This is a genomic window from Belnapia sp. F-4-1 (assembly GCF_000802185.1).
Lineage (GTDB): Bacteria > Pseudomonadota > Alphaproteobacteria > Acetobacterales > Acetobacteraceae > Belnapia.
In genome coordinates this window covers 5,132,102-5,153,433 of sequence record NZ_KN676113.1, presented here as the reverse complement: position 1 = coordinate 5,153,433, position 21,332 = coordinate 5,132,102, and the positions used below count along the sequence as shown (strand labels likewise).

The window sequence follows — 21,332 nt, the reverse complement described above, 5'->3', positions numbered from 1 at the left end:
TAGGGCAGGCGAAAGGCTACGGGCGGACTTCGGGCAGGTCGAGGCTGCCGCCGAAGGGCAGGGTGCCGAAGGCCTCCGCCGCCACCCCCGCCGCCGCACGGGCCTCGGCGAGCCAAACCTCCGGCCCCTCGATCGCCTCGTCGGTCAGCCCGGCGAAGGTGCCGAAATGCATCCCCACGCTCCGCCGCGCCCCAAGCGCCTGGTGCGCCTGCACCGCCTCGCCCGGGTCCATGTGCTGGGTGCGCATGAAGAAGCGCGGCTCATAGGCCCCGATCGGGATCAGGGCGAGGTCGATGCGTGGGAAGCGCGCCGCGATCTCCGCGAAATGCGGGCACCAGCCGCTGTCGCCCGCGAAGTAGACGGTGGCCTCCTCGGACTCGAGGACGAAGCCGCCCCACAGGCTGCGGTTGCGGTCGCGCAGCGTGCGGGCGGAGAAATGCTGCGCCGGCACATAGGTGACGCGCAGCCCCGCCACCTCAACGGATTGCCACCAGTCCAGCTCGGTGGCGCCCCGGATGCCGGCCTTCGCCAGGTGCCGCGCATTCCCGAGCCCGGTGACGGCCGGTGGCCCCCAGCGCTGCCGCACCCGCCGCAAGGTCGGCAGGTCGAGATGGTCGTAGTGGTTATGGCTGACCAGCAGCAGGTCGCAGCCGGGCAGCGCCTCCAGCGCCTGCCCCGGTGCCCGCACCCGCCGCGGCCCGGCGAAGGCGAGGGGGCTCGCCCGCATCGACCAGACCGGATCGACCAGCACGCAGCGCCCGCCAAGCTGGACGAGGAAGGAGGCATGCCCGATGAAGGTCACGCCGATCCGCCCCGCCGGCAGCCGCGCCGGTGCGGGCTGCGGCGCATCCTCGATCCAGCGCGGCCAGGGCACCGGCTTGCTCTCGCGCCGCCAGCGGAGGACGTCGCGGAAGCTCTTCACCGTCCGGTCATGGACATTGTGGAAATGCCTGCCGTCCCAATGGTCGGAGGGGGCTATTTGCAATCGAGGACCCGGAGGTCATAGACCGGGTGCTCCAGCATGCTGACGCCCGGCGCATTGGCAAACATCCAGCCGCGGAACACCTCCTGGAAGCCGGCCGCCCGGCGGCTGTCGCTCACTTCGAGGAAGGCGGCGGCATCCGGCACCTCGTCTGGCGGGCGGGCATTGCAGGCGGCGACCTTGACGGTGAGCGTCCCGAACTGCGTCGCCTGCCCGACCGGCGCCCGGAGGACGGAGACGCGCGCCGTCACCTTGTCGAGCAGCTGCAGCTCGGCCTGCCCCTTCGGCAGCCAGTCCTGCGACTGCGCCCAGGCGGCGACCGGCAGCAGCAAGGCAAGGGCGGCGAGGCGCCTCATGGCTTGCGCTTCGGGCTCGGGAGTTCGGCGACCATCTCGTTGAACATCCGCCGCAGCGCCGCCTCGTCGACGCCCATCAGCACGGCATCCTCGAAGGCGTCGCGCATCACCTGAGCGAGCTCCGCATGGTTCTCGGCCAGGACCTTCAGCTTCTCCCGGCAGGAGATCGGGCTGCCATCCGCCCCCAGCCAGGTCTCGGGCGGGGCGAGGCTCATCGTGCCGGGGCGGGCGGGGGGGCCGCGCCGCCCTGGCCGCCCTCTTGCTGCTGGTTCTGGCTGTTCATCTGCGTCACCGAGAAGATGAAGCGGCCAAGCAGGGATTCCAGGCTGACCGAGCCCTGGGTCTCGGTGATCCGCCCACCATCGGCGAGGAGCTTGTCGCTACCCCCCGGCACCAGCGAGACATATTTGCCGCCGAGCAGCCCCTCCGACGTGATCTCGGCCGAGGTGTCGTCCGGCAGGCGGAGGCTGCGGTCCACCCGCATGGTCAGCACCGCGCCGAAGCTTTGCGGGTCGATCCGGCTGTCGGTCACGCTGCCAACCTTGACGCCCGCGATGCGGACGTCGGCGCCGTTCGAGAGGCCGTCGATCTTATCGAAGCGTGCGGTCAGCGACATGCCGTCGGCATTGGCGCTGCCCCGGCCGCTATGCAGCACCGCATAGGCGAGGAAGACGGCGGCGATCAGGAGCACGATGCCGCCGGTGGCGACCTCGGCGAGGCTGCGTCCCTTCATGCCTTACGAACCCGGCGTCCAGGCTTCGTAGTCGCCAGTGGTCGTGGGGCGGGCGCCACCGACATAGTCGTGCCCGGACGGACGATAGGAATGCGCCGTGCCGGTGAGGTTCGGCAGGTGCTCCTTCTGCCAGGGATAGCGCTTCACCTCGGGCATCGGCGCATCCGTCGTATGATGCAGCCAGGCATGCCATTCCGGCGGCACCACGGTCGGGTCGCCGCCCTTGGCGAAGATCGCCCAGCGCCGGGTGCGGTTGTAGATGGGCTGCTTCGAACGGCTCTCGAAATACACATTGCCGAAGCGGTCGGTCCCGACCTTGCGGCCGAAGAGAGCGGATTGGAGGCGCAGCAGGACAGGCATGGGGCCGGGAAAGCTCCTGGGGGATGGCGGCCCAGCACATGGGGGCGGGATCGCGGGCGGACAATCGCATAAGCCCTGCTGCGGCGCAAAGGCGGGCGGGCCGACGCAGCTATCCACAGGATGTTGCGTCCTTGGAGTGGCCTCAGCACCAGATACGGCTTCCCGCCCGGCCCGAGGCGCCGTAGCATCACGTCATGGCACTGATCACCGGAACCCTGTGGGAAGAGGTCGCCCTGCGCCGGACCCGCGCCGCGGCCGACCCTGATGCGCCGCCGCGCGCCGTCGCCCTGCCGCTCGGCTGGGATGCGGGGGCCGCCGCGGCGCTCGCCGCCCTTGCCCCGGGGCAGGGGCCGGTCACCCTGCCGCGCCTTGCCGAAGGCTGGATCGCCCGCGTCACCCGCGCCGGCCAGAAGTCCGGCATCGTCGATGCCGCCGGCGCCGCCCGTCTCGCCGAAGGGTTGCGCGGCCTGCTGCTGACCCGGCGCGGCGCGCCGGGCGCCGAGGTCTGGCGCGGCGAGGGGAGCAAGGCCGAACCCCGCTTCGTGCTCAACCTGCCGGCCTTTCTTGAGCCCGGGGGCGGTTTCGACCTCGAGGGCTATGCCGAGGCCTGCGCCCTCGCCATCCGGTCCCTCGACGCGCTCGGCGGGGCGAAGGCCAGCCGCCTGCGACTCGGCTTCGCCGATCTTGCCGGGCTGCTGGCCGCGCTCGGCCTCGCCTATGACAGCCCCGAGGCACGCGCCACCGCCACCGCCATTGCGGCGCTGACCCGCGGCGCGGCCGAGGCCGAGTCGGGCCGTATCGCCGCGACGCTCGGGGCGCGGGAGCCGGTCGCCCTGCTTTGGCCGGCACCGCCCGCCGAGACGCCGGTGCCTGGCCTCGCCGCCGCCGCCCGCGCCGCGCTCGATGCCGCCGCGGCCTCGCCGGGGCTCCGGCACCAGGGCCTGCTGGCGCTCGCCCTGCCCGACGCGGTCGAGGCACTGCTCGGTGCCGAGACGGGCGGCATAGCGCCCGCCGCCGGCTCCACCCGCGCCGTGCTGACCGAAGCCGGCGAGGTGGCCGAGGTGCCGACGCGCGCCGCCCTCATCGTCACCCGCGACCATCCCGCCCGCGCCGGCACTCTGCTCGCCTCGGTCCCGGACCGCGCCCGGGCCGCAATGCGGGAGGCCGTCGCCCAGTTCCTGCACGCCGCCCCGCCGGCCCCCGTCGCGCTGCCCGCCCCGGCCCAGCCGGTGCCGAAGCCGCAGCCCATGCTCCGCCGCCATGCCGGGACGACGCTCCACGTCACCGTCGGCGGCCACAAGGTGGCGCTACGGACGGCGGAGGATGCCGCCGGCCGCCTGCTGGAGATCGCCTTCACCCTGTCCAAGGAAGGGGCGGCCTATCGCAGCCTGATGGACGGCTTCGCCCAGTCCGTCTCGCTCGGCCTCCAGGCCGGCGTGCCGCTGGCCGACTATGTGGAGGCCTTCGCCTATACCCGCTTCGGCCCGGCCGGGCTGGTGGAGGGCGATCCGGCCATCCCGCGCGCCACCTCGGTGCTCGACTGGGCCTTCCGCCGCCTCGCCCTCGACTATCTCGGCCGGCGCGACCTGCCGCAGCCCTCCGAGGAGGACTGCCTGCCGGACTCGCCCGGCACCGCCGCGCAGCAGGCGCCGCTGCTGCCGCTCGACCTGCCGCCGCAGCCGGCGCCTGGGCGCGAGGCCGCCGCCGCCAGCCCGCGCGGGCGGCGGCGCACCCTCAGGCTCGTAGGATAAGGATAGCATCATGGCCGGACGCATCGAGGCCCGCCTCGCCGAACTCGGCATCGCCCTGCCGACCCCGGCGGCGCCGATCGCCAACTACGTGCCCTTCAACATCAGCGGCAACCTCGTCATCGTTTCCGGCCAGATCCCGCTGCAGGACGGCAAGATCGCCGTGACCGGCAAGGTCGGCGCCGGGGTCTCGATGGAGGACGCCGTTGCCGCCGCCCGGCTCTGCTTCGTCAACCTGATGGCGCAGGTGAGGGCCGCCGTGGGCGATCTCGACCGCGTCGCGCGCGTCGTCCGCCTCGGCGGCTTCATCGCCGCCGGCCCGGACTTCACCCAGCATGCGGTGGTGATGAACGGCGCCTCGGACCTCGCCGTCGAGGTCTTCGGCGATGCCGGGCGGCATGCGCGCACGACCATCGGCGTGCCCTCGCTGCCGGGCGATGCCGCCGTCGAGGTCGAGGGGATGTTCGAGATCGCCTGACCTGACGCGAGTGGCTTGACGCGCCGGGCCATGCGTCGCCTCTTTCCCGTCAAAGGCAGGAGACGCGCATGAGCCAGACCACGCCGACGCCCCGCTACCGGGGCGTCTTCCCCGTCGTGCCGACCATCTTCGACGAGCGCGGCGCCCTCGACATCGAGGGCCAGAAGCGCTGCCTCGACTTCATGATCGAGGCCGGCTCCGAAGGCCTCGCCATCCTCGCCAACTTCTCCGAGCAGTTCCTCCTCGCCGACGAGGAGCGGGAGCGGCTGACGCCGCTGATGATCGAGCATGTCGCCGGCCGCGTGCCGGTGATCGTGACGACGACGCATACCTCGCCACGCGTCTGCGCCGAGCGCTCGCGCCGCGCGCAGGAGGCGGGGGCGGCGATGGTGATGGTCATGCCGCCCTATCACGGCGCGACCATCCGCTTCCCCGAGGCCGCGATCCACGCCTTCTACCAGACCGTCTCGGATGCGATCGACATCCCGATCATGATCCAGGACGCGCCGGTCGCCGGAACGCCGCTCTCCGCGCCTTTCCTCGCCCGCATGGCGCGGGAGATCGAGCATGTCGCCTATTTCAAGATCGAGGTGCCCTTCGCGGCGAACAAGCTGCGCGAGATCATCGCCCTCGGCGGCGAGGCGATCGAAGGGCCTTGGGACGGCGAGGAGGCCATCACCCTCATGGCCGACCTGGAGGCCGGCGCGACCGGCTCCATGACCGGCGGCGGCTACCCGGACGGCATCCGCCAGGTCACTGATGCCTGGTTCGCCGGCCGGCGGGACGAGGCAGCGGCGGCCTACCAGCGCTGGCTGCCGCTCATCAACTACGAGAACCGGCAGTGCGGGCTGCTGGCGGCCAAGGCGCTGATGAAGGAGGGCGGCATCATCACCTGCGATGCGCCGCGCGCGCCGCTCGCCCCGCTGCATCCGGCGACGCGGGCCGGTCTGATCGAGCTCTCCCGGCGCTGCGACGCGATGGCATTGCGCTGGGGCAAGTAGCGGGAGGGGGCCTTGCCCTCGCGCTGCGCCGCAGCACATGCTCCGGGCAATGGCCCCCACCAACCTGACCCTCAGCCTCCACCGCGCCATCGCCGAAGTGCCGGCCGCGGAGTGGGATGCTTGCGCCGGCGGGGGCAACCCCTTCGTCAGCCACGCCTTCCTCGCCGCGCTGGAAGAGAGCGGCAGCGCCACCGCGCGTACCGGCTGGCTGCCGCAGCATGCCGCGCTGCGCGACCCCGAGGGGCGGCTCCTGGCCTGCGCCCCCTGCTACGCCAAGAGCCACAGCCAGGGCGAGTACGTCTTCGACTATGGCTGGGCCGATGCCTTCGAGCGGGCAGGGGGGCAGTACTACCCGAAGCTGCAGGTCTGCGCCCCCTTCAGCCCCGTCCCCGGCCCGCGCCTGCTGATCCATCCGGAGGCCGGGATCGGCCCCGCCGCCATGGCGCAGGGCCTCTCCCAGGCCTGCGAGGATCTCGGCCTCTCTTCCGCCCATGTCACCTTCTGCGAGGGCGCCGAGTGGGAGGCGCTGGGCGAAGCCGGCTGGCTGCAACGGTTGGGGACGCAGTTCCACTGGCACAACAAGGGCTATGCCAGCTTCGAGGATTTCCTCGGCGCCCTTTCGTCGCGCAAGCGGAAGGCGATCCGGCGCGAGCGGCGCGATGCCGCGGCCTCCGGCTTCGTGCTGAAGACGCTGCGCGGCCATGAGATCACGCCGAAGCACTGGCGCGCCTTCCACCGCTTCTACCGCAGCACCACCGACAAGAAATGGGGCCGCAGCGCCTACCTCACCCAGCGCTTCTGGCCGCTGATGGGCGAAGCGCTCGGTGATGCCGTGGTGCTGATGGTCGCCGAGCAGGAGGGCGAGCCGGTGGCCGGCGCGCTGAACCTGCTGGGGCGGGAGGCACTCTACGGCCGGAACTGGGGCAGCCTGGTGGATGCGCCCTTCCTGCATTTCGAGCTCTGCTACTACCGGGCGATCGATTTCGCCATCGAGCACGGTCTCCCGCGCGTCGAGGCCGGCGCCCAGGGCGAGCACAAGATCCAGCGCGGCTACCTGCCGACGCCGACCTACAGCGGCCACTGGATCGCCCATACCGGACTGCGCCGCGCCGTTGGCGACTTCCTCGAGCGCGAGCGCCCGGCCATGCTGCGGGAGATCGAGGCCCTCGCAACCCTCTCCCCCTTCCGCAAGGATGGCGAGGGCGAGTAGCCCGCCTGGCGCCGTTGCTGCATTGCGGTAAGGTAATCCGTCTGTTAGGATGAGAATGCTTCTCAGTGGCGGGCTGCTATTCCCCCGTCCCGGCGACGCTGCGCGCCGCCATCGAGAATGTCGCCGTTGCCAGCTACCGGCGGTTCGCTCTTCCTCGCCCGGCTGCGGACCTGCCTGCCGTTCGTCGGTACTGCTTTCCAGGGACTTCGCCATGCGCCGCATCCTCACCCTGCTGCACCGTTGGGTCGGCCTCTGCATCGCCGCCTTTCTCTTCGTCGCCGGCTTGACCGGAGCGGTGATCTCCTGGGACCATGAGCTCGACGAATGGCTCAACCCGCACCTGAACGAGGCACGGGCGCCGGGGCCGGCCCTGCCCGCGCTCGACCTCGCCCGGCAGATGGAGGCGCGCGACCCGCGGATCGAGGCGATCCATGTCCCGCTGGCGGCGGAGCCGGGCCATTCCCTCTCCCTTTTCGTCCTGCCGCGGCTCGACCCGACGACGGGGCGGCTGTTCGAGCCGGGCTACAACCAGGTCTTCCTCGACCCGGCGACGGGGGAGGAGCTGGGCCGGCGCCAATGGGGCCAGGCTTGGCCGATCACCAGCGAGACCTTGATCTCCTTCCTCTACAAGCTGCACTACAGTCTCCACATCCCGGAGATCTGGGGGATCGACCGCTGGGGCATCTGGCTGATGGGCGGCATCGCCATCGCCTGGACGCTCGACTGCTTCGTCGGCCTCCTGCTGACCCTGCCGGGACGGCGCGCGACGGGCGGGCGCGGCTTCCTCGCCCGCTGGGCGCCGGCCTGGAAGGTGAAGACCGGCGGCAGCGCCTACCGCACCACCTTCGACATCCATCGCGCCTTCAGCCTCTGGACCTGGGCGCTGCTGCTGGTGCTGGCCTTCACCGCCTTCTCGCTGAACCTCTACCGCGAGGTCTTCCTGCCGGTGATGTCGCAGGTCTCGACCCTGTCGCCGACGCCCTTCTCCGAGCGCAGCCCGACCGCGCTGCATGCGCCGGTCGCGCCCCGCCTGACCCGGGAGCAGGCCGTGGCGATCGGCGCGGCGGAGGCGGAGCGGCGCGGCTGGGCGGAGCCGCCGGGGTCCGTCTCCTACGCCCTGCAATACGGCGTCTACACGGTGCGCTTCTTCCAGCCGGGCGACGACCATGGCGCGGCCGGCGTCGGGCCGGCGGCGATCCACCTCGATGGGCAGGACGGGCGGGTCCTCGGCGAGCTCCGGCCCTGGCATGGCACGGCCGCGGACATCTTCGTCCAGGCACAGTTCCCGGTGCATTCCGGCCGCATTCTCGGCGTGCCGGGGCGCATCCTCATCTCGGCGATGGGGCTGGTCGTGGCGGTGCTGAGCGTGACGGGGGTGGTCATCTGGTGGCGGAAGCGGGCTGCCCGCCGCGCCATGGAGCAGCGCCGCGCCCTGGCCGGGGCGGCGCCGCTGCCGGCCGAGTGATCAGACCCGCTTCACGCCCCAGAAGGAGACGACTTCCGAGATCGGCTCGGTGATCGTCTTCCGCCAGGCAGTCGAGGCGAAATACTGGCCGAGCGGCAGGTAGGGCACCTCGTCGAGCACCACCTGCTGGATCTCGGCGGCGACCTTCTGCTGCGCGGCGAGGTCGGGCGCGTCGAACCAGGAAAGGCGCAGCGTCTCCAGCTTCGGCACGTCCGGCCAGCCGAACCAGGCATTCTGCCCGTTGGCCCGCAGATAGGTCATGACGCCGGGACTGATGCCATCGATCCCGTTCCAGGTGGTGTGGAACATGCTCCACCCGCCCCGCTCCGGCGGCTCCTTGCTGGAGCGGCGCTGCACCAGCGTACCCCAGTCCGAGACGCGGAAATCCACCTTCATGCCGAGGCGCTTCAGCAGGTCCTGCCCGACCTCGCCGAGCGCGGTCAGCGCCGGCTGGTCGGTGGGGCTCATCAGCACCACCGTCTCGCCGTTGTAGCCGGCCTCGCGCAGCTCCCGGCGGGAGCGCTCGATGTCGCGCGGCCCGGTGACCGCCTCCAGCCCCGCCTCGTTCGCCAGCGGCGTGCCGGGGGTGAAGACGCCGACGCCCGCCTTCCACAGCGAGGGGTCGGCCCCCGCCGTCGCCGTCATGTAGTCGGCCTGGGACAAGGCGCGGAGCACGGCGCGGCGCACCGCCGGCTTGTCGAAGGGCGGGTGCAGCGTGTTGAAGATGCCGGTGCCGAAGGTGCCGAGCGGATTGCCAGTCTTCATCATCACGTCCCGCACGCGGCGGAGCACCGGCAGCAGGTCGTTCGGTGGGTTCTCCCACCAGTCCACCTCGCCGTTCTGCAGGGCGGCGGCCGCCGTCGCCGGGTCCGGCATCACCGCCCATTCGACGCGGTCGAAGAAGACCTGCTTCGGCCCCGCGGCCCAGTCCGCCGTGCCGCCCTCGCGCGGCTTGTAGTCCGGGTTGCGCTCGTAGACGACGCGGGCGCCGACGACGCGCTCATCCGCCTTGAAGCGGAAGGGGCCGGAGCCGATCACCTCGCGTATCTGGGTGTTGGCATCGACGCTGGCGATGCGCTCCGGCATGACGAAGAGGGCGGAGGGGCCGACCTTCGCCAGCGTCTCCAGCATCGGGCCGAAGGGCTTGTTGAGGCGGATGGTGAAGACCCGGTCCTCCGGCGCCGCCATCTCCGCGACGCGGGCCATCAGCGCCTGGCCGAGCGCATCCCGCTGCGCCCAGCGCTTAATGGAGGCGATGCAGTCCCGCCCGCGCACCGGCTCGCCATCATGGAAGCGCAGGCCCTCGCGCAGGGTGAAGCGCCAAAGCAGCCCGCCCTGCTCCGCCACATGGCCCTCGACCATCTGCGGCTGCGGCCGCAGCTTGCTGTCGAGGCCGTAGAGCTGGTCGTAGACCATCATCGAATGGTGGCGGGTGATGTAGGCGGTGGTGAAGACCGGGTCGAGCACGGTCAGGTCGGATTGCGGCACGAAGCGCAGCACGCGGGCGGCGCTGGGCTGCGCCAGCGCGGGGCCGGCCAGCCCGGCGGCAGCGGTGGCGGCGGCCCCTGTGAGCAGGGTGCGTCTCAGCATAAGCGGTCTCTCCCGGCGCGGATGGGGGACCGGCGTCTCCGGCGCGGAGGCAAGCACCCCCCGATGCGGTGCGCAAGCACCATGCTATGAGCCGGAAGGGAAGGGGGATTGCCGCCGGTGCTGCTTGCCTATGCCCAGCTGGCCGGCGCGATGGCGCTGGTCGGCGCCAATGTCGGCGTCGCCAAGCTGCTGGCCGCGGCGCTGCCGATCCCGATGATCGCCTGCCTCCGCTGTCTGCTCGCCTGCCTGGTGCTCTGGCCGCTGGCGCGGGCGATGGAAGGGCGCGTCCGGGTCGGCCCGGCCGCGCTGCGCAACCTCGCCCTCCAGGCCCTCTTCGGCACCGCGCTTTACAATGCCGGGCTGTTGGCCGGCCTGCGGCTGACCACGGCGCTGGAAGGCGGCCTCGTCCTGGCAACCTTGCCGGCCGTGGTGGCGCTCGGCAGCGCGTTCTGGCTGCGCGAGCGCCTCTCGCCCCGGCAATGGGCCGCGGCAGGGCTGGCTGCGGGCGGCATGGCGGCCATCACCCTGGCCCGGCTCGGCGGCGGTGGGGCTGGCCATGCGCTCGGCAACCTGCTGGTCTTCGGCGGGGTGCTGGGGGAGGCGGCCTATGTGCTGCTCGCCAAGCGCATCGCCGGCTCCGTGCCGGTGGTGACGGCGAGCCTCTGGATGCAGGCCTTCAGCGCGGCGCTGCTGCTGCCGCTCTCCCTGCCGGGGATCGGCGCGCTCGCCGCGCTGGCCGAGCCTCGCCTCGCCGGCCTGCTGGTCTTCCACAGCCTGACGGCGAGCGTGATCTGCCTGCTGCTCTGGTATGCCGGCCTCAGGCGCGTGCCGGCGGGGGTGGCGGGAATCTTCACCGCCTTCCTGCCGGCCAGCTCCTCGCTGGTGGCGGTGGCGGTGCTGGGAGAGGCGTTCACCGCCGTGCACGGGCTCGGCTTCGTCCTGATGGGAGCGAGCCTGCTGCTAGCGACCTGGCCGAGAGGTCGGGCATGAGGGCCTGGCTGTCGCTCTCGCTCGGCGAGTTCCGGACACTGTCGCCCGAGGAGGTAGCGCGACGGCTCGCCTATGCCCAGGCCGGACGCTTCGCCACGCTGGAACTGGCGCAGCGCCATGCTTGGGAGGCGGCGGCGCAGATCCTTGGCGAAGCGCTGGCGGATGGCGGCCCGGATTGGCGCATCCTCTTCGAGTTCGACCTGATGCGGCTCGAGAAGCGGGCCGATGCGGTATTGCTGACCGACCGGGCCGTCGTCTCCGTCGAGTTCAAGCATGGCGCCCGAAGCTACGCTGCCGCCGACCTGCGCCAGGCGGAGGATTATGCGCTTGACCTGCACGACTTTCATGCCGGCAGCCGGAGCCACCCGATCCTGCCGATACTGGTAGCGACGGAGGCATTGCCGCCGCGGCAGGCGATGCCGCTGATCTGGCATGGCGTGGCGCCGGTGCTGCTGGCCAGCCGCGCGACGCTCGGGCCGTTGCTGCGCGAGGCACTGGCGGCGATTGGCCCGCCGGCCCGGCCGCTCAGCCCCGCGGCCTGGGAGATGGCGCCCTATCGCCCGGTGCCGACGGTGCTGGAAGCCGCGACCCTGCTCTATCGTCGCCACTCGGTCGCGGAACTGGCTGAGGCGAGGGCGGATGCGCCGAACCTCACCCGCACCACGGCAGCGATCGGCCAGGCGATCGAGGCGGCCCGGCGGAACAAGGCCCACAGCGTCGTCTTCGTCACCGGCATCCCCGGGGCGGGCAAGACTTTGTGCGGCCTCAACGTCGTCTTCGGCGCCCTGCGCGAGCACGGCGCCGCCTTCCTCACCGGCAACGTCCCGTTGGTGAGCGTGCTGCGCGAGGCGCTGGCGCGGAATGCGGCGCCCATGGGCGGCAAGGCGCGCGGCCGGGCCCATGCCGAGGCCAGCCGCGTGTTGCAGAACGTCCACCGCTTCCTCGATGAGCATGTGACCAACCGCGCGCATGAGGCGCCCGAACACGTCATCGTCTTCGACGAAGCGCAGCGCGCCTGGGATGCCAGGCAGGCAACGCGCGACACGCAGCGGCGCACCAGCCGCCTCACGATGAGCGAGCCGGCGCATGCACTGGAGATCATGGGCCGCCACCACGACTGGTCGGTGATCGTGGCGCTGATCGGCAACGGCCAGGAGATCAACACCGGCGAGGCCGGGCTGGCCGAGTGGGGCCGGGTGATCGCCGCCGATTCACGCTGGCGCGCGGTCGCCGCCCGACGCGTGCTGGAGGCAGCGGAGCCGGCGCAGCGTCTCGCCGAGGGGCAGCCGGACTGGCTCGCCATCGATGACAACCTCGACCTTGCCGTGCCGATGCGAAGCGTGCGCGATGCCGCGGGCGCGCCCTGGGTCGATGCTGTGCTGCGGGACGAATCTGACCTTGCCTGGCGCATCGCAGCGGAAGCGGGTGGCGTGCCCTTCTATGTCACCCGCGACCTCGACGCGGCCCGGGTCGCCTTGCGGACCTTCTGCCGCGGGCTGCGCCGGGCGGGACTGGTCGCCTCGGCCGGCGCCAAGCGGCTGCGGGCGGAAGGGCTCGGCGTCCAGGTGGCGGATGTGGCCGACTGGTTCCTGAACCACTGGCCGGACATCCGCGGCTCCGAGGCGCTGGAGACCTTCGCCACGGAGTATGATTGCCAGGGGCTCGAGCTGGATGCCGTCGGCCTCGCCTGGGGCGGCGACTTCATCCGCGGCGAGTCCGGCTGGGGGCCGCGTCGCTTCGTCGGCGCTGGCTGGCAGCGCGTGCGCGGCGCGGAGGAGCGCCTCTTCATTCGCAACACCTACCGCGTCCTGCTCACCCGCGCCCGCTACGAGACCGTCATCTGGGTTCCACCTGGTTCCCCTATCGGCGACCCCTTCCACGACCGCACCCGCCCCGCCGCCGAGATGGACGCCATCGCCGCCTACCTCCTGGCCTGCGGTGCCCGCCCGCTGCCACTTCCGGCCCCGCCCCGCCCGGCGCCATCGCTGCTATGATGGCCGCTCCCCCCTTCGGAGCTCCCGGATGACCGGCACCACGATCGTCCTCATCGTCCTCCTGCTGCTCGCCATCGTCACCGCCGCCCGCGGCATCCGCACCGTCCCGCAGGGCCAGGTCTGGACGGTGGAGCGCTTCGGCGCCTTCACCCGGCTGCTGCAGCCGGGGCTCAACTTCCTCATCCCCTTCATCGACGCGGTCGGCCACAAGCTGAACGTGCAGGAGGTGGTGCTCGACATCCCCGAGCAGTCGGTCATCACCAAGGACAACGCGACCGTCGTGGTGGACGGCATCGTCTATTACCGCGTGATGGACCCGGCCAAGGCCGCCTACCAGGTGCAGAACCTGCAGCAGGCGTTGAATGCCCTGGCGATGACCAATATCCGCGCCGTCATCGGCGAGATGGACCTCGACGCCACCCTCTCCTCGCGCGAGCGCATCAACTCCTCCCTGCTCGCCATCCTCGACGGCGCGACCGACCCCTGGGGCGTGAAGGTCAGCCGCGTCGAGCTGCGCAAGGTGGAGCCGCCGGAGAACCTGGTCCGCGCCATGAACCTGCAGATGACTGCCGAGCGCGAGCGCCGCGCCACGGTGATGAAGGCCGAGGGCGACCGGGCGGCGGCCATCCAGCGCGCCGAGGGCGAGAAGCAGGCCCTCGTCCTCCAGGCCGAGGGCCGGCAGCAGGCCGCGTTGCGCGATGCCGAGGCGCGCGAACGCCTCGCCGAGGCCGAGGCTCGCGCCACCGAGATGGTCGCCGCCGCAGCGGCCGGGGCGGGCGGTGATGCGCTGCGCTACTTCATCGCCGACAAGTACGTGAAGGCCTTCGAGGCGCTGGCCGCCAACCCCGCCAGCAAGCTGGTGGTGGTGCCGATGGAGGCCTCGGCGATGGCCGGCGGCATCACCCAGGCGATGGAGTTGCTGCGGCAGAACCCGCCCGCCTCCGGGCCGGCACCGGTGGGGAGCGGCCCGTGGAACCGGGGCTGATCTGGATCCTCGCCGGGCTGCTGCTGCTGCTGGCGGAGCTGGCGATTCCCGGCGTTTTCCTTGTTTGGATCGGCCTCGCCGCTCTCGGCACCGGCGTCCTGCAGCTGCTGGCCGTGCTCTCCTTCGGGATGGTGGTGACGGTCTTCCTGCTGCTGCTCGGGGCCGGCATCTGGCTCTCGCTGCGGCTCCGCCGCGCCGCCCCGCCGCCAGCGCTGAACACGCCCAGCTCCGGCCTGGTCGGGCGGAGCGGCATGCTCCTGCCGCTTGGTGAGGCGGAAGGTCCGGGGCTTCGCGTCCGCATCGGCGATTCGGAATGGCAGGCGCGGCTGCCGCTCGAGATCCGCGCGCCGGAGCGGCCGCTGCGCGTCCGGGTCGAGGCGGTGGAGGGCACCACGCTGATCGTGCGGCCGGAATAGCGGGACGGGCTTGAACCGGGCCGGGGTTGCGGCAACATCTCCCCCATGGACGCTTTTCGGCGCCCCGGCCCGCCTGGCCGGGACCCATCCCCGCCCGTGCTCGACATGACGCCCGAAGGGGAGTTCCGGGACCCGCTCCCGCCGCGCCGAACCTGGCTGGACCGGGCGCTGGGCCGTGTCGGCGGGCTGGCCCTGCTGGTGACGCTCGCCACCGGCGGGTTGCTGCTGGTGGCGCTGGCCGTGGTCTTCGTCGGGCTGCTGCTGCCGGTGGTGATCGGCGCGGGGCTGGTCGCCTTCGTCTCGCTCTGGTGGCGGGTGCGGCGCGCGCGCCGGGCCGGCGCGCCGGGGGGCGGATCGGGGCCTGTGCGCTTCGTCGTCATCCGGCGCTGAGCCATTTCCGTCTCCGCATCGATGGCGGACGAGCGGCTTCCCTTCCGCATCGACCCCGCACGCCTCTACGAGGTCGGGCGCGACGGCACCCCCCGCACCGATAGGGGCGAGGCGCCGGAATGGCTTGGCCCGCGGCACCGGCTGATCCTGGGTTGGGTGATGCTGACCGGCTTCGCCGTGGGCGGGCTGGCCGGGCTTTCGGCGCTTTGCTTCGTGCTCGGGGCGAGGCTCTGGGCGGCCGGCTTCGCCCTGGCCATGCTGGCGACGACACCGCTGCTGGCGATCGGGCCGGGGCTCGACTGGTGGCGCCACCGCCGGCCGCATCGCCGCCGGCACCACAGCCGCAGCCTGGATTTCCCACCCGGTTGACCCAGGCCTATCCGGCGGCGAGCGGGGCCGCGGCGGGCTTCAGCCCGAAGGCGTCGGCGAGCAGGCGATAGCTCCGCTGCCGCGCCGCCGGGTCGTGGCAGGGGCTGAGCACCGCCACCTCCTGCGCGCCATGCGCCGCAGCCAGCGCCTCCAGCTTCGCCTTCACCTGCTCCGGCGCGCCGACGATCGCCTTGGCGCGGATGCGGTCGAGATGCGTCCGCTCCGCCTCGCTGTACGGATAGGCCTCCGCCTCCTCGACGCTCGGCAGCGGCGGGAAGCGGCCAGTGTCGCGGAACAGCCGCCAGAGCTCGCGCGACTTGTAGAGCCGCCAGGCCTCCGCCTCCGTATCCGCGGTGAGGGCGAAGACGCCGAGCGCGCAATGCGGCGCACCGAGTCGCCCCGGCTGCGGCCGGAAGCCCTCGCGGTAGAGCGCCGTCACCCCCTCCGACCCGCGATCCGAGATGAAATGCGCGAAGCAGTAGGGCAGCCCCAGATAGGCCGCGAGCTGCGCCCCGTAGTCGCTGGAGCCGAGAATCCACACCTCCGGCCGCGTCGGCACCTGCGGGTTGGCCGCGACGGCGCGGAACGGGTGCCCTTCCGGCAACCCGTCGCCAAGCCAGCCGAGCACGTCCATCACCTGGTTCGGGAAGCGGTCCGCCGCCTCATTGGCCTGCGGATTGAGGGCGTAAGCCGTCCGCCCATCGCTCCCCGGCGCCCGGCCAAGGCCGAGATCGATCCGCCCCGGCGCGATCGCCTCCGCCACCTTGAACTGCTCGGCGACCTTCAGCGCCGAGTAGTGCGGCAGCATCACCCCCGCCGTGCCGACCCGGATGCGGTGGGTGGTGGCCGCGATGGCGGCGACCAGCATCTCCGGCGCCGAGCCGGCATGGGACTGGCTGTTGTGATGCTCGGCCAGCCAGTAGCGGCCATAGCCCCAGTCGTCGGCCAGCCGGGCGAGGGCCAGCGTCTCGCGGATCGCCGCATCGGCGCCGCGGCCGGAGGCAATGGTCGATTGGTCGAGGATGGCGAGGCGCAGGGTCATGGAGGAAATCTGGCCCCCATCGCCCGTCGGCGGAAGGGGTCCAGACGGGCTGGGCCGGCAGGCCGCGATGCTCGGCGAGGGTGTCGAAGTCCCGGTCCCGGTCCCGGTGCGGCAGCCGCACCGCATGGGCGATGCACCAGGCGGTATGCCTGGATCAGAAGGTTACCCGACCGAACGCCGCCGTGAGCAGGGCGAAGAGTGCGCCACCGACCAGGAAGCCGACCAAAGTCCCGTTCATCCGCACATATTGCAGGTCGCGCCCGACCCGCAGCTCGATCTTCTCCGTCACCTGCGTCGTATCCCAGCCGGCGACGACCTGGGCGATGAAGCCGGCAAGCTGCGCCCGGGCGGAAGGCAGGATGGTGGCGATCAGCCCTTCCGCCGCGCGGTTCAGCCGGTCGCGCGCTGCCGGGTCCTGCTCCAGCAGGCTGCCGGCATTGACGAAGGCGGCCTCCAGCAGCGCCACCGTCCGCCCCTGCGGATTTCCGGCATCGGCGATCAGCGCCGCCTTCAGCCGGTCCCAGATATCGCCGATCCAGGCGGCGACGGTCGGGTGGGAAACGGCTTGGCGCAGTGCCCGGCCCACGGCAGCCGCCCGCTCCGGATCGCTCTCCAGCTTGTCGATCTCGCTCTGAAGCCAGGCTTCGAAGGCGCCGCGCAGATCGCTGTCGGAAGGCTCGACCCGCGCCAGCTCGGCATTGACGGTGGTGAGGATGCGCCGCGCCACCGCCGCCCCGGCCAGCCAGCCGACCAGCGCCCCGCCCTCCGCCCGGACGCGCTGCTCGATCGCGCCGCGCAGCTGGTCCTCCTTGCTGGCAAGGATGATGCGGAGCTGGCCGATGGCGAGGTCGAAGACCTCGTTGTGCCGCCCCCCTGCCATCAGCGTCCGCAGCGCCCGGGCGAGGATGCGCGCACCGCCCGGCCCGCCCGCCATGCGCGGCAGCAGCCGACCGAGCAGCCGTCGCGCCCGGCCGTCCTCGATGCTGGCCAGCAGCTTCGGCAGGCTGGCGGCGATCGCCTCGGCGGTGGGGCGGGCGGCGGCCGGGTCGGCCATCACCCCGCGCAGGATGCCGGCGAGGTCGAGCCGGCCGATCACGCGCCGCACCTCGGCCTCGGTGAAGACATGGTTGGCGACGAAGCGCCCGAGCCCCTGGCCCAGCCTTTCCTTCTGACGGGGGATGATCGCCGTATGCGGGATCGGCAGGCCGAGCGGCCGGCGGAACAGCGCGGTGACGGCGAACCAGTCGGCGATGCCGCCGACGACGCCGGCCTTGGCCGAGGCCTGGAGCATGTCCGTCCAGTAGCCGGGCGGCAGCCAGTAGGCGAACACCAGCAGCCCCGCCATGCCGACGAGCAGGCCGGTGGCGATGGCGCGATGGCGGGCGAGCGCGCGGCGGAGCGGCGCCTCGGGGTCGGCGCCAGTAGGCGGGGAAGCAGGCGGCAAGGTCAGGCCAGGCTCTCCACCACATGCGGGAAGACGGACTGGTAGCCCTCCCCATAGGTCACGGCACGTTCGGAATTTCGCGCCGCCTGGGCGCCGCGCTGGAGCGCGACGCGGGTGTAGTAGTCCCAGAGGTGCTCCTGCCCCGCCATGCAGCGGATGGCGGCGAGCTTCCGCTCCCAGACTGGCGTGATGTCGAGCAGCATGTCGGGCGCCCAGGCGCACTGCTCCGGCTGATGCGGCTCGAACAGAAAGACCGGCGGCGCGCCGATCACCGGCACGCCCGGCTCATGCCCATGTGCCTGGGCGATGATGCGGGCATGCTGGGCGAAGTCGGTCGTGGCCGGATGGTCGTGGTTGTAGGGGTCCGCCTTGCTGTGCGTCAGCACGAAGCGGGGGCGGAGGGCCCGGTAGAGACCGGCGAGGCGAAAGAGGCTCTCCTGCGTGAGCGTCAGCGGATAGTCGCCAAGATCCCAAAATTGCAGGTCGTGCACGCCGAGCGCGGCGGCGGCGCGCTCCGCCTCGCCCCGGCGCTCCGCCTTGACGCGCTCGAGCGTCATCCCCGGCTGGCGCCAGAGCTTGGCGCTCTCGCCCCGCTCGCCGAAGGACAGGCAGACGACCGTTACCTGCCAGCCACGCTCCGCATGGAGGGCAATGGCACCGCCCGCGCGCCAGACGAAATCCGCCGAATGGGCGCTGACGACGAGAGCGGTGCCGGCACTCATTTCACCGCCTTGGCGCGCTCGACGGCTTCCTCGATCAGCTGCTTCGCCTCCGCGGCGTCGCCCCAGCCGGTGATCTTCACCCACTTGCCCGGCTCGAGATCCTTGTAGTGCTCGAAGAAGTGCTTGATCTGGTCGAGCGTGATCTGCGGCAGGTCGGAATAGTTGGTGACCTTCTCGTAGCGCCGCGTCAGCTTCGTCGAGGGCACCGCGATGATCTTCTCGTCGATGCCGCCGTCATCCTCCATCTTGAGGACGCCGACCGGGCGGACATTGATGACGGCGCCCGGCACGATCGGACGGGTATTGGCGATCAGCACGTCGATCGGGTCGCCGTCGTCGCTCAGCGTGTGCGGGACGAAGCCGTAATTCCCCGGGTAGCGCATCGGCGTGTAGAGGAAGCGGTCCACGACCAGCGTGCCGGCTTCCTTGTCCATCTCGTATTTGATCGGCTCGCCGCCGATGGCGACCTCCACCACCACATTGATGTCCTCGGGTGGGTTCTTGCCGATGGCGATGGCGTCGAGACGCATGGACCTTAAATCTCCAGAAAGGGGCCCCATACTGGGCCGGACCCCTTTCCTTAGCATTGACGCCCCATACTGGGCGACTCCCCGGCCGATGACCCTCTGCCGAAGCCGGAACCTTCCGCGACTTTGCCGCGGAAGGATGACGCACCTCCTGCCGTGAAGGCAGATCCGTGGGAAAGCCTAAGCGGCCTTCGCCAGGTGGATTGCCTTCCACACGCTTTCCGGCGTCGCCGGCATGTCGACATGGGTGACGCCCATGGTCGAGAGCGCATCGACCAGCGCATTCATCAGCGCCGGCGGCGAGCCCACCGCCCCCGCCTCGCCGGCACCCTTGACGCCGAGCGGATTGGTCTCGCAGGGGACGGAAAGGAACTCCACCTCGATATCCGGCAGGTCCTCCGCCCGCGGCAGGGCGTAGTCCATGAAGGAGGCCGAGAGCAGCTGGCCGCTCTCCGGGTCGTAGGCCGTGCGCTCATGCACCGCCTGGCCGATGCCCTGGGCGACGCCGCCATGCACCTGGCCGCGCACGATCATCGGATTGATGGCATGCCCGACGTCGTCGACCACCACATAGCGCGGCACCTCGATCAGCCCCGTATCCGGATCGACCTCCACCTCGGCGATGTGGCAGCCATTGGGGAAGGTGTGGGACTTGATCTCCGCGACCTCCGCCGCGTCGAGCAGCGTCGCGGACTCGCCCCGCGCCGCCCGCTCCCGCTGGATATTGGCGAGCGAGAGGATATCGACGCCCCGATCCGTGCCGACCACCGAGAAGCGGCCGCCGGTGGTGGTGAACTCGATATCGGCGACCGAAGCCTCCAGATGCTCGGAAGCGGCCTGCTTGCCCTTCTCGATGACGGTCGCGGCCGTCAGCAGGATTGCCTGGCCCTCGGAATACAGGCTGCGGGCGCCGCCCGTGCCGCCGCCGGTCGGGATCTCGTCCGAATCGCCCTGGACGATGCGGATCTTCTCCATCGGGATGCCGAGCTCATGGCTGGTGAGCATGGCATAGGCCGTCTCGTGCCCCTGGCCGGTGCTCTGCGTGCCGACCAGCACATCCACCATCCCATCGGCGGCAAAGCGCACCTCGGCCCGCTCCGTCGGCCCGCCGCCCGTCGCCTCAAGATAGTAGGCGACGCCGATGCCGCGCCGCCGGCCCTTCGCCTCGGAAGCCTTGCGGCGCGCGGCGAAGCCGGCCCAGTCGGCATTCCTCAGCGCCGCATCAAGCACCGCGCCGAACTCGCCGCTGTCGTAGCGCTGGCCGACGGCGGTGACATAGGGCATGGCGCTCGCCGGCACCATGTTGCGGCGCCGCAACTCGATGCGGTCGATGCCCATCTCGCGCGCCGCGGCATCGATCAGCCGCTCGACGACGTAATTGCTCTCCGGCCGCCCGGCGCCGCGATAGGCATCGACCGGGACGGTGTTCGTCAGCACGCCGATGACATGGGCATGGATCGCCTGGAAGTTGTAGACGCTTGCCAGAACCTTGGTGCCCGCGCCGGTCGGGATCATCGGCGCGAAGGTCGAGAGGTAGGCGCCCATCCCCGCGTAGTTGGTGGTGCGCAGCGCGAGGAACTTGCCGTCCTTGTCGAGCGCCAGCTCCGCCTCGGTGATGTTGTCGCGGCCCTGGGTGTCGGACTGGAAGGCCTCGGTCCGCTCGCTCGTCCACTTCACCGGCCGGCCAAGACGGCGCGCCGCCATGCAGACCAGCGCATACTCGCCGTACAGGTAGAGCTTCATGCCGAAGCCGCCGCCGACATCGGGCGTCACCACGCGGAACTTCTCCGGCGGCAGGTGGAAGACGCTTTCGGCCAGCAGGTTCTTCACCAGCCAGCTGCCCTGGGTGCCGCAGAACAGGGTGAACTTCTCATTGGCCGCGTCGTATTCCGCGGTCGCGGCGCGGACCTCGAGGCTGTTGACGATGACGCGGTTGTTGACGACCGTCAGCTTCGTCACATGCGCCGCCTGCGCGACAAGCGCCTCGGCCTTCGCCTTGTCGCCCGTCTCCCAGTCGAAGACGGTGTTGTTCGGCACCTCGTCCCAGACGAGCGGCGCGCCGGGCTTGTAGGCGGTGGCGAGGTCGGTCGCCGCCGGCAGCACGTCGTAATCGACCATCACCGCCTCGGCCCCGTCCCGCGCCGCCTCATGCGTCTCGGCGACGACGAAGGCCACCGCATCGCCGACATGCCGCACCCGGTCCGTCGCCAGCGCCCCGCGCGGGGTGTTGAGGCGCTCGCTCCCGTCGCGGTTCTTCAGCGGGATGACGCAGGGAATCTCGCCGAGCCCCTCCGCCTCCCAGTCCTTCCCGGTGATGACGGCCAGCACGCCTGGCACCGCCATGGCGGCCGAGGTGTCGATCGACAGGATCTTCGCCGCCGCATGCGGGCTGCGCAGCACCATGCCATGGGCGACGCCCGGCATGGCGATGTCATCGGTATAGCGGCCGCCGCCGACCAGCAGGCGCGGATCCTCGATGCGTCGCACCGGCTGGCTCAGACCGAATTTCGCCATGGGGATACCCCTCCCG

General features: G+C 71.6%; 22 protein-coding genes. 11 read left to right on the top strand and 11 right to left on the bottom strand.

The window, feature by feature from the left end:
- Positions 1-16 precede the first annotated feature (16 nt).
- The 5 genes from LH62_RS24295 to LH62_RS24275 are packed head-to-tail and all read right to left on the bottom strand — an operon-like array spanning position 17 to position 2,431.
- Positions 17-985 (bottom strand): MBL fold metallo-hydrolase, encoded by a 969-nt coding sequence (locus LH62_RS24295; protein WP_043364681.1) that lies wholly within the window; start codon positions 983-985, stop codon positions 17-19.
- Positions 976-1,338: a DUF2155 domain-containing protein gene (locus LH62_RS24290; RefSeq protein WP_043364680.1), complete on the bottom strand. Its 363-nt coding sequence runs from the start codon at positions 1,336-1,338 to the stop codon at positions 976-978. The genes LH62_RS24295 and LH62_RS24290 overlap by 10 nt, the downstream gene beginning before the upstream one ends.
- Entirely contained in the window at positions 1,335-1,553 is a 219-nt protein-coding gene (locus LH62_RS30575; RefSeq protein ID WP_043364679.1) for a hypothetical protein, read from the bottom strand. The genes LH62_RS24290 and LH62_RS30575 overlap by 4 nt, the downstream gene beginning before the upstream one ends.
- A complete protein-coding gene (gene mlaD / locus LH62_RS24280) occupies positions 1,550-2,071 on the bottom strand; it encodes an outer membrane lipid asymmetry maintenance protein MlaD (RefSeq protein WP_043364678.1) in 522 nt (173 codons plus the stop codon). Before mlaD ends, LH62_RS30575 begins: the two co-directional genes overlap by 4 nt.
- Before the next feature lie 3 nt (positions 2,072-2,074).
- On the bottom strand, positions 2,075-2,431 hold the full coding sequence (locus LH62_RS24275) for an NADH:ubiquinone oxidoreductase subunit NDUFA12 (RefSeq protein ID WP_043364677.1): 357 nt from the start codon (positions 2,429-2,431) through the stop codon (positions 2,075-2,077).
- Positions 2,432-2,625: 194 nt separating this feature from the next.
- On the opposite strand from LH62_RS24275, the gene LH62_RS24270 reads away from it, so the two are divergent.
- From LH62_RS24270 to LH62_RS24250, 5 genes are all read left to right on the top strand, one after another.
- Positions 2,626-4,182 carry a hypothetical protein gene (locus LH62_RS24270; RefSeq protein WP_052214869.1) on the top strand — a complete coding sequence of 519 codons (1,557 nt, stop codon included), beginning with the start codon at positions 2,626-2,628 and terminating at the stop codon, positions 4,180-4,182.
- Positions 4,183-4,192: 10 nt separating this feature from the next.
- Positions 4,193-4,657: a RidA family protein gene (locus LH62_RS24265; RefSeq protein ID WP_043364676.1), complete on the top strand. Its 465-nt coding sequence runs from the start codon at positions 4,193-4,195 to the stop codon at positions 4,655-4,657.
- 68 nt (positions 4,658-4,725) lie between these two features.
- Positions 4,726-5,658, top strand: coding sequence for a dihydrodipicolinate synthase family protein (locus tag LH62_RS24260; RefSeq protein WP_043364675.1), 933 nt, complete (start codon positions 4,726-4,728; stop codon positions 5,656-5,658).
- Between the two features lie 49 nt (positions 5,659-5,707).
- Positions 5,708-6,868, top strand: coding sequence for a GNAT family N-acetyltransferase (locus tag LH62_RS24255; protein ID WP_043366522.1), 1,161 nt, complete (start codon positions 5,708-5,710; stop codon positions 6,866-6,868).
- 211 nt (positions 6,869-7,079) lie between these two features.
- On the top strand, positions 7,080-8,333 hold the full coding sequence (locus tag LH62_RS24250) for a PepSY domain-containing protein (RefSeq protein ID WP_043364674.1): 1,254 nt from the start codon (positions 7,080-7,082) through the stop codon (positions 8,331-8,333).
- Here LH62_RS24250 and LH62_RS24245 read toward each other — a convergent pair whose 3' ends face one another.
- Positions 8,334-9,923 (bottom strand): ABC transporter substrate-binding protein, encoded by a 1,590-nt coding sequence (locus tag LH62_RS24245; protein WP_043364673.1) that lies wholly within the window; start codon positions 9,921-9,923, stop codon positions 8,334-8,336. It lies immediately after the preceding gene.
- A gap of 117 nt (positions 9,924-10,040) precedes the next feature.
- Here LH62_RS24245 and LH62_RS24240 point away from each other — a divergent pair, with 117 nt between their 5' ends.
- From LH62_RS24240 to LH62_RS32170, 6 genes are read left to right on the top strand one after another with little or no spacing between them, the layout of a single operon-like run.
- Positions 10,041-10,913, top strand: a complete 873-nt coding sequence (locus LH62_RS24240) for a DMT family transporter (RefSeq protein WP_043366519.1) — start codon at positions 10,041-10,043, stop codon at positions 10,911-10,913.
- The gene (locus LH62_RS24235; RefSeq protein WP_043364672.1) at positions 10,910-12,907 is read left to right on the top strand and encodes a DNA/RNA helicase domain-containing protein; all 1,998 of its coding nucleotides are present in this window, start codon (positions 10,910-10,912) and stop codon (positions 12,905-12,907) included. The genes LH62_RS24240 and LH62_RS24235 overlap by 4 nt, the downstream gene beginning before the upstream one ends.
- 28 nt (positions 12,908-12,935) lie before the next feature.
- Positions 12,936-13,892: an SPFH domain-containing protein gene (locus LH62_RS24230; protein ID WP_043364671.1), complete on the top strand. Its 957-nt coding sequence runs from the start codon at positions 12,936-12,938 to the stop codon at positions 13,890-13,892.
- Entirely contained in the window at positions 13,877-14,308 is a 432-nt protein-coding gene (locus LH62_RS24225) for an NfeD family protein (RefSeq protein ID WP_043364670.1), read from the top strand. Before LH62_RS24230 ends, LH62_RS24225 begins: the two co-directional genes overlap by 16 nt.
- A gap of 45 nt (positions 14,309-14,353) precedes the next feature.
- A complete protein-coding gene (locus LH62_RS24220; protein WP_201445577.1) occupies positions 14,354-14,698 on the top strand; it encodes a hypothetical protein in 345 nt (114 codons plus the stop codon).
- 21 nt (positions 14,699-14,719) lie between these two features.
- The gene (locus LH62_RS32170; RefSeq protein WP_043364669.1) at positions 14,720-15,067 is read left to right on the top strand and encodes a hypothetical protein; all 348 of its coding nucleotides are present in this window, start codon (positions 14,720-14,722) and stop codon (positions 15,065-15,067) included.
- Positions 15,068-15,074: 7 nt separating this feature from the next.
- Here the strand turns inward: LH62_RS32170 and LH62_RS24210 are convergent, their stop codons facing one another.
- The 5 genes from LH62_RS24210 to LH62_RS24190 form a co-directional block, all read right to left on the bottom strand.
- Positions 15,075-16,109, bottom strand: a complete 1,035-nt coding sequence (locus LH62_RS24210) for an LLM class flavin-dependent oxidoreductase (protein ID WP_043364668.1) — start codon at positions 16,107-16,109, stop codon at positions 15,075-15,077.
- Positions 16,110-16,263: 154 nt separating this feature from the next.
- On the bottom strand, positions 16,264-17,553 hold the full coding sequence (locus tag LH62_RS24205; RefSeq protein ID WP_043364667.1) for a DUF445 domain-containing protein: 1,290 nt from the start codon (positions 17,551-17,553) through the stop codon (positions 16,264-16,266).
- A 2-nt stretch (positions 17,554-17,555) separates the two neighbouring features.
- Positions 17,556-18,275, bottom strand: a complete 720-nt coding sequence (locus tag LH62_RS24200; RefSeq protein ID WP_043364666.1) for a PIG-L deacetylase family protein — start codon at positions 18,273-18,275, stop codon at positions 17,556-17,558.
- Complete coding sequence (gene ppa / locus LH62_RS24195) at positions 18,272-18,805, bottom strand: inorganic diphosphatase (protein ID WP_043364665.1); 534 nt, start codon at positions 18,803-18,805, stop codon at positions 18,272-18,274. The genes LH62_RS24200 and ppa overlap by 4 nt, the downstream gene beginning before the upstream one ends.
- 177 nt (positions 18,806-18,982) lie before the next feature.
- Positions 18,983-21,316, bottom strand: coding sequence for a xanthine dehydrogenase family protein molybdopterin-binding subunit (locus LH62_RS24190; protein WP_043364664.1), 2,334 nt, complete (start codon positions 21,314-21,316; stop codon positions 18,983-18,985).
- Positions 21,317-21,332 lie beyond the last annotated feature (16 nt).

Coding starts and splice junctions, on each gene's coding strand:
- LH62_RS30575 (WP_043364679.1), bottom strand. CDS start 1,553: ATGAGCCTCGCCCCGCCCGAGACCTGGCTGGGGGCGGATGGCAGCCCG.
- LH62_RS32170 (WP_043364669.1), top strand. CDS start 14,720: ATGGCGGACGAGCGGCTTCCCTTCCGCATCGACCCCGCACGCCTCTAC.
- LH62_RS24255 (WP_043366522.1), top strand. CDS start 5,708: ATGGCCCCCACCAACCTGACCCTCAGCCTCCACCGCGCCATCGCCGAA.
- LH62_RS24245 (WP_043364673.1), bottom strand. CDS start 9,923: ATGCTGAGACGCACCCTGCTCACAGGGGCCGCCGCCACCGCTGCCGCC.
- LH62_RS24250 (WP_043364674.1), top strand. CDS start 7,080: ATGCGCCGCATCCTCACCCTGCTGCACCGTTGGGTCGGCCTCTGCATC.
- LH62_RS24275 (WP_043364677.1), bottom strand. CDS start 2,431: ATGCCTGTCCTGCTGCGCCTCCAATCCGCTCTCTTCGGCCGCAAGGTC.
- LH62_RS24290 (WP_043364680.1), bottom strand. CDS start 1,338: ATGAGGCGCCTCGCCGCCCTTGCCTTGCTGCTGCCGGTCGCCGCCTGG.
- LH62_RS24220 (WP_201445577.1), top strand. CDS start 14,354: ATGGACGCTTTTCGGCGCCCCGGCCCGCCTGGCCGGGACCCATCCCCG.
- LH62_RS24270 (WP_052214869.1), top strand. CDS start 2,626: ATGGCACTGATCACCGGAACCCTGTGGGAAGAGGTCGCCCTGCGCCGG.
- LH62_RS24260 (WP_043364675.1), top strand. CDS start 4,726: ATGAGCCAGACCACGCCGACGCCCCGCTACCGGGGCGTCTTCCCCGTC.
- LH62_RS24265 (WP_043364676.1), top strand. CDS start 4,193: ATGGCCGGACGCATCGAGGCCCGCCTCGCCGAACTCGGCATCGCCCTG.
- mlaD (WP_043364678.1), bottom strand. CDS start 2,071: ATGAAGGGACGCAGCCTCGCCGAGGTCGCCACCGGCGGCATCGTGCTC.
- LH62_RS24210 (WP_043364668.1), bottom strand. CDS start 16,109: ATGACCCTGCGCCTCGCCATCCTCGACCAATCGACCATTGCCTCCGGC.
- LH62_RS24230 (WP_043364671.1), top strand. CDS start 12,936: ATGACCGGCACCACGATCGTCCTCATCGTCCTCCTGCTGCTCGCCATC.
- LH62_RS24190 (WP_043364664.1), bottom strand. CDS start 21,316: ATGGCGAAATTCGGTCTGAGCCAGCCGGTGCGACGCATCGAGGATCCG.
- LH62_RS24200 (WP_043364666.1), bottom strand. CDS start 18,275: ATGAGTGCCGGCACCGCTCTCGTCGTCAGCGCCCATTCGGCGGATTTC.
- ppa (WP_043364665.1), bottom strand. CDS start 18,805: ATGCGTCTCGACGCCATCGCCATCGGCAAGAACCCACCCGAGGACATC.
- LH62_RS24235 (WP_043364672.1), top strand. CDS start 10,910: ATGAGGGCCTGGCTGTCGCTCTCGCTCGGCGAGTTCCGGACACTGTCG.